Origin of the sequence: Candidatus Competibacter denitrificans Run_A_D11 (genome assembly GCF_001051235.1) — a bacterium.
Classification (GTDB): Bacteria; Pseudomonadota; Gammaproteobacteria; order Competibacterales; family Competibacteraceae; genus Competibacter_A; species Competibacter_A denitrificans.
Genome location: NZ_CBTJ020000039.1, coordinates 1 through 10313, shown reverse-complemented (window position 1 = coordinate 10313; position 10313 = coordinate 1). Strand labels below are relative to the sequence as shown.

Genomic DNA, 10313 nt, shown 5'->3' with positions numbered 1-10313 from the left:
TACTTTGCTTAATGGTGTCGTCATCGTCAATGCTCCTGACACGTCAGTGTCCTCGTTTCCTACAGTGGAGCATTTACACAATCGAATTTACAGTCTCGCGGGTGGTGATGGCGTCGGGACTGTTGTCGGCAGCGAGCGCCAGCACCGCGCCAATGATTTCTTTCTGGCGCGCTTCGGTCGGCAGGCGGATTTTGGGAGCCATCACTACTTACCCTCACATAAGATAGCTCACCACCTATCAGTTTCTCATCACGGGGCAAACGAGGTAGAAGGATGGTAAGGGTTGTTGCATTTGGAGTCGCCTTTCAAGTGCGCGCAAACCGCGTTTGAACCAGGACACGGCACTCCGAGCCAGTTTTTTAAAGGTCCAATGGTTGGGGTCTGTTTGCTCTTGAGTTTTTTTTCCAACGGCGTCGGGTGATCGCAGGCCTCCTCTTGACCCACGCACACACACCAATGCATGGCCAGGGCCAGGGCCATGATCACCAGCAGCCGATCCAGCCGGTCTGCGGCGCGTAACCGGGTGTCTTCCCGTTGAAACCCTCGACTTTTGAAGTCGGAGTACATCGGCTCCATCCCCCAGCGACCGGCGTCATCGCGTACGGTCGCCCGATTCGGTGAGTCCTTCATGGCGATCATCCAGGGTTGCGGGTGTCCGCCTTCATGCCAAATCGCCAGATGGGTGGGTACCCCGTGATCGAACAACCGGACATTGGGCAGATAGCGCTCGGTCTGCCCCGCCGCCAGTTCGCCCGTCGTCACGATGTCGCCAAACCCCGGATCGACATTCAGATTCCCTTTCAGCCGTAACCGGTAATGCCAGCTGGGTTGCGCGTGGAGCCAGAGGAACAACTAGACGGAGGGATAGAAGCGGTCGGCCGACCGTAACACCTCCGCCCCAGCCGGGAGCCACGGCCGCACCCGCTCCAACAGGACTTTCTGGGCAGCAAAGCCGAGATTCGCAGGACCCGCTTCCACCGTCCATGCCAAGGGTAGCGCCCGGTCGCAACGCCTAAGCCGATCATCAAGATCGCAAACCGATCCCCCAAATCCGTTTGATCCATACTCAAAATGATCGTCTCTCCATGCTGACCCGCGGCGGCTAAGGCTTGACTGGCCCACGGTTCCAGCACCGCCGCACTCGATAGTAACGGATTCTTTAACAAGCGGCGCAGCTACTGCTCGCGCATGCCCTGCCGTTCCGTCTCCAGCGGCAAGACATTCGCCAAGTCCACTGTGTTCGGCGTCTGCGCTTCCAGAAGCGCCCCTACCGCTAACGCCCACTTCGTCACCACCGTCTTGCGCAGGGTCGGCAGCGCGGCACGCAACCCCTCTTCAATGGTGATCGCCAACTGCCGTACCGTTCCCATCAGCCCCTCGCTATCTCAGTTAAACTCGCCAGATAGCTTAAATTCGAAATTGATAGGTGGTGAGGACACGAACCAAAATCACCCCTATCGACCGACTGGCGCCGTTATACTGCGGGTGCGGGCCAGCATCGCCAATTTTCTCGCTACTTCTTTACCCTTCGTTGAACCGACCATGACGCTCTGGAATCGTTGCACGCTCTGGTGGGGACTGTGGCGCTCGGTGCTGATGTACCATGGCCTGCCATTGCGTCGCCGCCGGTTGACTCAGTTCTACGCAACCTTCATTCAGCCTGGCGATCTCTGCTTCGATCTGGGCGCACATGTGGGCAGCCGACTGCGGGCCTGGCTGCCGCTGGGCGCGCGGATCGTGGCGGTGGAGCCACAACCGCACTGCATGGCCCTGCTGCGCCGCAGGTTCGGCGCTCATGCCTCGATCACCCTGATTGAACAGGCAGTTGGAGCCGCACCCGGCGTCGCCAACCTGTTCATCAGCAGGCACACCCCTACTGTGAGCAGTCTGTCGGCGGCCTGGATCGCGGCGGTGCAACGGGAGCGTGGTTTCGAGCGGGTATCCTGGGATTACGCCGTCCCCGTGCCGGTCACCACCCTGGACCAACTGATCGCTGCACACGGTCTGCCTGCGTTCTGCAAGATCGATGTGGAGGGTTACGAACTGGATGTCTTGAAGGGTCTGACGCAGCCCATTCAGGCCTTGTCCTTTGAGTATCTGCGGGCCAATCTGGACGCGGCGCGGGCCTGTGTGGCGTATCTGGCGACGCTGGGACCCTACGAATTCAATGGTTCGGTCGGTGAAGTGCAGCGCCTGCATTCCCCGGCCTGGCTTGAGGCCGACGCCTGCCTGGTCTGGCTCGATACGCTTGCCGGACTGGGCGATTCGGGTGACCTCTACGCCCGGCTGCGAACGGCATGACTCCGCCCGTTCTTGCGCCGGACCAAGCTTGGTCGTTGCTGCTGGCGCTGCGCCGCGCGGGAGTCGGCGGCGGTTCCCGCACGCCGCTATGGACAAAGCCTACGACAGCAACGCCATCCGCGCCAAGCTCGACGCCAAGGGCATCACCCCGGTCATCCCACCCAAGTCCAATCGCTTGGAGATCGTCGTCTACGACCAGGAACGCTACAAGCAGCGCAACAAGGTCGAGCGCCTTTTTAACAAACTCAAGCAGTTCCGCCGAGTCGCTACCCGCTATGAAAAACTCAAAACCAACTTCCTGGCTTTCGTCACCGTCGCCCTCATCGTGATCATGCTCCGCTAGCAATTTTGTGAATACGGCCTAGCTCAAACTGATGGGTGGTAAGCATAAGATAGTAACCAATTACTATTTTAGTATGCAGCAGAAATCGTGGCCGTCAAGCGTGTAGGGTGACTTGCAAGACGAGGCAGGGATAGGGGGATTTGTGCCGATCCGCCTGGCCCGCGAAGCCTGAAGAGGTACAGAATCCGCAGCCTCGCGGGATTGACATTCAGTGAATGAACGTTCATTCTCTATGAGAGATTGAATGAATTTTCATTCGTTTTCTATATTTCCTTGTCGCCTAGGATACGGGATCGCACCCTCATGCCCACCCGCGCATCATTCAGATGTCTGCTCTCGCTGTCCCTGTGGTTCGTGCTGGCTGCTTACAGTGAAGCGCGCGCGCAAGGGGCAGCGCCGCCAGCACCCCCCCCTCCCGCCGTGACGGTTGTTACTCTCAAGTCCGAATCGGTGACCCTGACCCGCGAATTGCCGGGGCGCACTAATCCTTATCGGGTGGCCGAAGTCCGCCCACAAGTGAGCGGAATCATCAAGGGCCAGTTGTTCACCGAAGGCAAGCTGGTCAAGGCCGGACAGCCGCTCTATCAATTGGACGATGAGACTTATCAGGCCGATGTGAACAGCGCCAAGGCCAGTCTGGCGCGCGCTCAAGCCAAGCTGGAAGCGGCGCGACTGACCGCCAAGCGGGCGTCCGAGCTGGTCAAGGCCAACGCGGTGAGCAAGCAGGAGGCTGAAGACGCCACCGCTGCGCTGCGGCAGGCGGAAGCCGATGTAAAAGTGGGGCAGGCTGCCGTCGAGAGCGCCGAAATTATCTTGAAGCGCGCCCGGATTTCCGCCCCCATCGACGGCCGGATCGGCAAATCGGCCGTGACCCAGGGCGCGCTGGTCACCGCCAATCAAACCGCGCCGCTGGCGACCATCCAGCAACTCGATCCGATCTATGTCGATCTCACCCAGTCCAGTTCGGAAATCCTGCAAATTCGCAAAGAAGTAGCGGCGGGTAATCTCGCCAGCACCACGAATCTGCCAGTGACGATTTTGCTGGAGGACGGGGCCAAGTATGCGCAACGGGGCCGGTTGGCCTTCTCGGAAGTAACGGTCGATCCCTCCACCGGCAGTACGGCCATTCGAGTCATCGTGCCCAATCCCAATGATCTTCTGTTGCCCGGTATGTACGTGCGCGCCGTGGTCAGCACCGGTCGGCGGGATAACGCGCTGCTGGCGCCGCAGCAAGGCGTCACCCGCGATCCGAAAGGCAATGCGTCCGCTCTGATTGTCAATGCCGAAGGTAAGGTGGAAGTCCGTCCGGTCAAGGTCAGTCGCGCGCTTGGCGACAAATGGCTGGTGGAGGAGGGTCTGAAAGCCGGGGATCGGGTCATCGTCGAAGGGGTGATGAAGGTCAAGCCCGATATGCCGGTTCAAGCGACCGAAGCCGGGCCGCCGCCGGTGGCGAACACGCCGCTGATCATGCCGCCCAAGCCCGCTGGGCCACCGCAATAAGGAATCCGGCGCATGGCGCATTTCTTCATCGACCGACCGATCTTCGCCTGGGTGATCGCCATTCTGATCATGGTGGCGGGTGGGCTGTCGATCACCCGCCTGGGCATCGAGCGCTACCCCACCATCGCGCCGCCGCAGATTCAGATCAACGCCAATTATCCGGGTGCGTCGGCCACCGTGGTCGAGGATTCGGTGACCCAGATCATTGAGCAGAGCATGAAGGGTCTGGATGGTTTGCTTTACATGTCCGCCACCAGCCAGGCCAACGGCCAGGCGACGCTTAATCTCAGTTTCCAAAACGGCACCAATCCCGACATTGCCCAGGTGCAGGTACAGAACAAGCTGCAAGTCGCCATGCCGTTGCTGCCGCAGGAAGTGCAGCGCCAGGGCGTGACCGTGACCAAGGCGTCCACCTCCTTTTTGATGGTGGTCGGTTTCATCTCGCAGGATGGGCACATGTCGCGCGATGACATCTCCGACTACGTGGCCACCAATCTGGTCGATCCGTTGAGCCGGGTCGAAGGCGTCGGCCAGATTCAGGTGTTCGGCGCTAAATACGCGATGCGGATTTGGTTGGACCCGAACAAGCTCGACACCTATCGCCTGACCACCAGCGAGGTGATCGCGGCGATTCGGGCGCAGAACGCACAAGTCACCGTCGGCCAACTGGGCGGTGCGCCTGCGGTGCCCGGCCAGCAACTGAATGCCACCATCATGGCCAATCAACGGCTGGAAACGCCGGAACAGTTCCGCGAGATCGTGGTACGCAGTACCAGCGATGGCTCGTTGCTGAAACTGGGCGACATTGCGCGGGTGGAGGTTGGCAGCGAAACCTATGAAGTGATTTCCCGTTTCAACGGCAAACCGGCGGCTGGCGTCGGGGTGTCGCTGGCGACCGGGGCCAATGCGCTGACCACGGCGCGGGCGGTGGAGGCGAAGCTTAAGGAATTCCAGCCGAATTTCCCGGCCGGTCTGACCACCGCAGTGCCGTTCGATACCACGCCGTTTGTGCGGGCCTCGATCAAGAGCGTGGTCGAGACGCTGGGGGAAGCGGTGCTGCTGGTGTTTCTGGTGATGTATCTGTTCCTCCAGAATTTTCGGGCCACGATCATCCCGACCATCGCGGTGCCGGTGGTGCTGCTCGGTACTTTCGGCATCCTGTCGGTGCTGGGCTTTTCCATCAACATGCTGACCATGTTTGCGATGGTGCTGGCCATCGGTCTGCTGGTCGATGACGCCATCGTGGTGGTGGAAAACGTCGAACGGCTGATGAGCGAGGAGGGGCTGTCACCGCGGGAAGCGGCGCACAAGTCGATGGATCAGATCACCGGGGCACTGGTCGGCATCGGTTTGGTGCTGTCGGCGGTGTTCGTGCCGATGACCTTTCTCGGCGGGGCCACCGGCGTCATTTATCGCCAGTTCTCCGGCACCATCGTGGCCGCGATGGGCTTGTCGGTGCTGGTCGCTATCGTGCTCACACCGGCGCTGTGCGCGACCATGCTCATACCGCTGCACAAGGGCGAGCATCACGGCGCCCGTGGCTTTTTTGGTTGGTTCAACCGGGCGTTTGACTACAGCGGCTTACTCTATCAGGGCGGGGTGCGCGGGATTTTGGCCCGACCGATTCGCTTCGTGCTGGTGTTTTTGGCGCTGGTGGCGGCGATGATTCTGTTGTTCCTGCGGCTGCCCAGCGCGTTCTTGCCAGCGGAAGATCAGGGCATTCTGTTTGCGCTGATCCAGACCCCGCCGGGCGCGACCCAGCAGCGCACGCTGGCCTCTATCGCCCAGGTGGAAAAGTATTTTCTGGAGAAGGAAACCCAGGCGGTCGAATCGCTATTCGGCATTCAGGGGTTCAGCTTCGCCGGTTCAGGCCAGAATACCGGCCTGGCCTTCGTCAAACTCAAGGACTGGTCGGAACGCACGTCGCCTGCATTGAGTGCGGGCGCGGTGGCCGTTCGGGCGATGGGGGCGCTGATGCAGTTCAAGGATGCCCGCGCCTTTGCCTTTCCGCCGCCGCCGGTGCCGGAGTTAGGCCGCGCCAACGGCTATGCCTTCTTTCTCAAGGATAACATTGGCCTGGGCCATACCGCGTTGTTAGGAGCGCGTAATCAATTGCTGGGTGCGGCGGCGCAAAACAAGCTGCTGCTGAACGTGCGCCCCAACGGTATGGAAGACACACCGCAACTGCGGGTTGATGTCGATATTCAGAAAGCTGCCGCACTGGGTTTATCGATGGCCGACATCAACGCCACGCTGGCCACCGCTTGGGGCGGCAGCTACATCGACGATTATCTCGACCGGGGTCGGGTCAAGCGGGTGTATCTGCAAAGCGATGCGCCGTTTCGCATGACGCCGGAGGATTTCGACCGCTGGTCGGTGCGCAATAACAAAGGCGAAATGACCCCGGTGTCGTCGATTGCCACCACGCGCTGGAGCTACGGCTCGCCCCGGCTGGAACGCTATAACGGCGTCTCGGCGATGGAGATCAACGGTGAAGCCCAACCCGGTGTCAGCACCGGCGAGGCGATGGCCGAAGTGGAGCGGTTGGTGGCGCAGTTGCCGCCGGGCATCGGCATTGAATGGACCGGCGTGTCCTATCAAGAGCGGGCAGCCGGGGCGCAAGCACCGCTGCTGTATGCGTTGTCGTTGCTGGTGGTGTTCCTGTGTTTGGCGGCATTGTATGAAAGCTGGTCGATTCCGACGGCGGTGTTGATGGTGGCCCCGCTCGGCGTGTTGGGCGCGGTGCTGGCGACCTGGCTGCGCGGCATGGAGCGCGATGTCTACTTTCAGGTCGCCATGCTGACTACGGTCGGCCTGACCAGTAAAAACGCTATTCTCATTATCGAGTTCGCCAAGGCCAATCTGGAAAGCGGCCTGGATTTGATCACCTCGATCATGAATGCGGTGCGCGACCGGATGCGGCCCATCGTGATGACCTCACTGGCCTTCGGTCTGGGGGTGTTGCCGCTGGCGATTGCAGTCGGGGCGGGTTCCGGCACCCAGCGCGCTATCGGCACCGGCGTACTCGGCGGCATGGCGGTGGGCACTTTCCTGGGGATGTTCTTCACGCCGCTGTTCTTTCTGATGATTCAGCGGTTGTTTGGTGGCCGTAAAAAGCCGGATCAAACCGCCGTCGCTGGATCGTCGGAATTGGCCGCCGCAGGAGTGCAAGCGCATGGCTAAGCTCAAACAGAAAGTGCTTGCACTGGCCATGACGGCCTTGACCGCTGGCTGTGTCGCCCTCGAACCGCCCGCGCCGCCGCTCCCCGATCCCGCCGTGCCAACGCAGTGGCCGGTGTCCGTCGAGGAAACCGGCTTGCCAGCGCGGGCCGCGCCCGACATCGGCTGGCGCGAGTTCTTTCACGATCCCAAACTCCAGACGCTCATCGCCCGTTCGCTCGCCAATAACCGTGATTTGCGGGTTGCGATCCTGAACATCGACAAAGCGCGTGCGCAGTACCGCAGCCAGCGCGCTGGCCAGTGGCCCTGGGTCGGCGGCAGCGTGGGGTCGGAGCACATCGGCGGCGAAGTGCCGTCCAGCAACCAATACAGCGCCACGGTCGGCGTCACCGGCTTTGAGCTAGATCTATTCGGCCGGGCGCGCACTCTAACCGACATCGCCTTGCAACAGTATTTCGCCCAGGAAGCCACCCGCCGCAGCGCGGAGATCGTCCTGGTCGCGGACATCGCCACTCTCTACCTGACGCTGGCTATCGACCAGGAGTTATCCCGGCTCAGTCAGGCCAAGCTGAAAAACTATCAGGAATCGGCGAGCCTGATTGAAAAGCGTTTCAGCCTGGGCGCGGTATCCGGGCTGGATGTCGAGCAAATCCATACCCAAGTCGAATCGGCGCGGGTCGATGTGGCGCGGTATGACGGGCAAATCCTGCGCGATATCAATGCGCTGATCCTGCTGGTTGGCGCCCCGGTCGAACCGGCGGTATTGCCGGTTCGACCGGATGATCCGATAGCCGGATTTGTCGCGCCGCCGCCTGGCTTGCCCTCGGAAACGTTGTTGCGTCGCCCCGACATCCAAGCGGCGGAACATCGGTTGCGAGCGGCCAACGCCAACATTGGTGCGGCCCGCGCCGCCTACTTTCCATCCATCAGCCTCACCGGCAGTGTCGGATCGGCCAGTACCGAACTATTTGATCTGTTCGGCAAAGGTTCCTGGATGTGGAGTTTCATCCCCAAAGTTACCGTACCAATCTTTCAAGCGGGACGCCTGGAAGCGAATATGGCCAATGCTGTGGCCGACCGGGATATCGCGCTGGCCCAGTATGAAAAGGCCATTCAAACCGGTTTCCGTGAGGTAACGGACGCCTTAGCCTCAGCGGGTACGCTGGTGCGGCAATACGATGCGCAGACCGCATTGGTCGATGCGGCTACTCGTGCCGAACAGCTATCCCGTCTCCGTTATCAGGCCGGCCGAGATAGCTATCTGGTGTTACTCGACGCCCAACGCACCCTTTACGGCGCGCAGCAGGCGCTGCTTGCCACGTATCTGGCCGCTCAGATCAATCGGGTTACGTTGTATAAGGTGCTGGGTGGCGGTTGGACCGAGGGGGATGGATGAGCGCTACTTCGCAAAAATCCAAAGCGGAAGCGCACTGCGAGGCACAGTGCGAGAAAATTCTCGCGTCTGCTCGGAAATGCTTCGTCGAAAGTGGCTTCCATGCCGCGAACATGGCCAGCATCGCGCAAACGGCCGGCATGAGTGCGGGCCTGATCTACCGTTATTTTCAGAGCAAAAACGCGATTATCTTGGCCATCATTGCGCAGCATCTGGATGAGGTGCAAGCGGATATCCGACAGTTACCGGCCGGTATTGAGCAGATCAAGGCCCGAATCGAGCAGCGGTTCATCAACTGGCGGGATCATGAGGCAAGCGGCCTGGAGCCTGGGATTTTTTTGGAAATTGCCGCCTTGGCGACACGCGAGCCGCAGGTTGCCGAAGCATTGCGTCTCGCGGATGATCGTATTCGTGCTGAACTCGGTAATTGGTTGCTGGAGACTTGGCAGCACGCGGGTTATACGCTGAATCCGGCGGAAGTGGCCGAGCGGGTATTCGCGCTGCAATCTTTCATCGAAGGATTGATCTTTCGGGCCATCAAACAGCCAGGCGCGGAGCTTGAGCTGGTTGGCACCTGCGTGAGCGCCTTGTTAGCGTATTTATTGCCGGTCGGCCAGAAATCGTCACCCGGCTGGAATCCGATCTGCGCTGGTGACCAGCACAATCAAGTGTCTCACCCGCTCTCAATGGCTGTCGATTCCACACATCTTGATTTCACGGAGTAGTGGGCGCATGGAGGGGATAGATGAAACGACACGAGGCGAATGAGATGACGGAGGGGACGTTAGTGAGTTGGGCGGCGGAATTGGGGGGTGCGAGATTGGGGGATGCTCGGCTGAGCCGACGGTTGGTGCAGGTAGCGGAACGGTTGGGGGCGCAGCCTGGGGCGAGTATTCCGATGGCCTGTGGTGGCTGGGCGGAGACGCAAGGGGCCTATCGGCTGTTAGCGGTAATGCCCCAGAAATTTCTTCCATCAGAAGTCAAACTGAAGAGACTTTTGTGGAGGACAGGATGGGCAAGCAACGTCAAAGTTGGACTGTTGAAGAAAAATTGGGGATCGTGTTAGCGGTGTTAAGCGAGCGCCAGAGCGTCGCGGAGGTGTCTCGCCAGCACGGGGTGAACGAGAATCAGATTCATCGGTGGAAAGAGCAATTTCTAGCGGCGGGTCGTCAGGGGCTAAACGGGGCGAAGGCGCAGACGGCGGATCAGCGGCTGGACGCGGAGAATAGCCAACTGAAGAAACTGCTGGGCGAGAAGGCGCTGGAGATCGAGATTTTAAAAAAAGTCTCCCGGTTTTGAAGATGGACACCCTGGCGCAGCTTTATCGTCCGTATGCAGCCCGACTCGCGCTGAAAGGATTCATGCGCGTGATGGGCCAACCGTGTTGGCGGCTACGGGATGATCGGCGGGATCGTCCGCAGCGACGCCAGCGGGCAACGGCTCACGGGCGCGCGCGGGCTTGGGTCCAAGTGGTGGCGGCGTCGGAACCGACTACGGGTATCGTCGGCTCTATCACGCCCTGCGCCAACAGCACCGACCGATCGGACGTGAACGGGTCCGCCAGCTCATGGGCGACCTGGGCTTTCAGCCACCACC

General features: G+C 60.6%; 13 protein-coding genes. 9 read left to right on the top strand and 4 right to left on the bottom strand.

All coding sequences use genetic code 11. From position 1 onward, the window contains the following. Positions 1–73 precede the first annotated feature (73 nt). From BN873_RS21140 to BN873_RS21240, 4 genes are all read right to left on the bottom strand, one after another. Positions 74–202, bottom strand: a complete 129-nt coding sequence (locus BN873_RS21140; protein ID WP_277921588.1) for a hypothetical protein — start codon at positions 200–202, stop codon at positions 74–76. Between the two features lie 47 nt (positions 203–249). Beyond that, entirely contained in the window at positions 250–852 is a 603-nt protein-coding gene (locus BN873_RS21250; protein ID WP_071244085.1) for a hypothetical protein, read from the bottom strand. Continuing rightward, positions 853–990 (bottom strand): hypothetical protein, encoded by a 138-nt coding sequence (locus BN873_RS21245; protein WP_320411706.1) that lies wholly within the window; start codon positions 988–990, stop codon positions 853–855. Positions 991–1175: 185 nt separating this feature from the next. Next, the gene (locus BN873_RS21240; RefSeq protein WP_071244083.1) at positions 1176–1370 is read right to left on the bottom strand and encodes a hypothetical protein; all 195 of its coding nucleotides are present in this window, start codon (positions 1368–1370) and stop codon (positions 1176–1178) included. A 172-nt stretch (positions 1371–1542) separates the two neighbouring features. Here BN873_RS21240 and BN873_RS08365 point away from each other — a divergent pair, with 172 nt between their 5' ends. The 9 genes from BN873_RS08365 to BN873_RS21315 all read left to right on the top strand — a co-directional run. Further along, entirely contained in the window at positions 1543–2301 is a 759-nt protein-coding gene (locus BN873_RS08365) for an FkbM family methyltransferase (RefSeq protein WP_048672818.1), read from the top strand. Positions 2302–2329: 28 nt separating this feature from the next. Further along, positions 2330–2644 (top strand): transposase, encoded by a 315-nt coding sequence (locus BN873_RS08360; protein ID WP_171820439.1) that lies wholly within the window; start codon positions 2330–2332, stop codon positions 2642–2644. Between the two features lie 303 nt (positions 2645–2947). Beyond that, positions 2948–4144 carry an efflux RND transporter periplasmic adaptor subunit gene (locus tag BN873_RS08355; RefSeq protein WP_082161174.1) on the top strand — a complete coding sequence of 399 codons (1197 nt, stop codon included), beginning with the start codon at positions 2948–2950 and terminating at the stop codon, positions 4142–4144. Positions 4145–4156: 12 nt separating this feature from the next. Further along, positions 4157–7327, top strand: a complete 3171-nt coding sequence (locus tag BN873_RS08350) for an efflux RND transporter permease subunit (protein ID WP_048672811.1) — start codon at positions 4157–4159, stop codon at positions 7325–7327. Continuing rightward, on the top strand, positions 7320–8720 hold the full coding sequence (locus BN873_RS08345; RefSeq protein ID WP_048672809.1) for an efflux transporter outer membrane subunit: 1401 nt from the start codon (positions 7320–7322) through the stop codon (positions 8718–8720). The genes BN873_RS08350 and BN873_RS08345 overlap by 8 nt, the downstream gene beginning before the upstream one ends. Next, positions 8717–9442, top strand: a complete 726-nt coding sequence (locus BN873_RS08340; RefSeq protein WP_048672806.1) for a TetR/AcrR family transcriptional regulator — start codon at positions 8717–8719, stop codon at positions 9440–9442. Before BN873_RS08345 ends, BN873_RS08340 begins: the two co-directional genes overlap by 4 nt. A 20-nt stretch (positions 9443–9462) precedes the next feature. Beyond that, the gene (locus tag BN873_RS21320) at positions 9463–9783 is read left to right on the top strand and encodes an IS4/Tn5 family transposase DNA-binding protein (RefSeq protein WP_082161173.1); all 321 of its coding nucleotides are present in this window, start codon (positions 9463–9465) and stop codon (positions 9781–9783) included. Then, positions 9729–10016: a transposase gene (locus BN873_RS08335; protein ID WP_048672804.1), complete on the top strand. Its 288-nt coding sequence runs from the start codon at positions 9729–9731 to the stop codon at positions 10014–10016. Before BN873_RS21320 ends, BN873_RS08335 begins: the two co-directional genes overlap by 55 nt. A gap of 160 nt (positions 10017–10176) precedes the next feature. Further along, the coding region (locus BN873_RS21315; RefSeq protein WP_139031674.1) for an IS3 family transposase at positions 10177–10313 on the top strand (137 nt) is incomplete at its 3' end.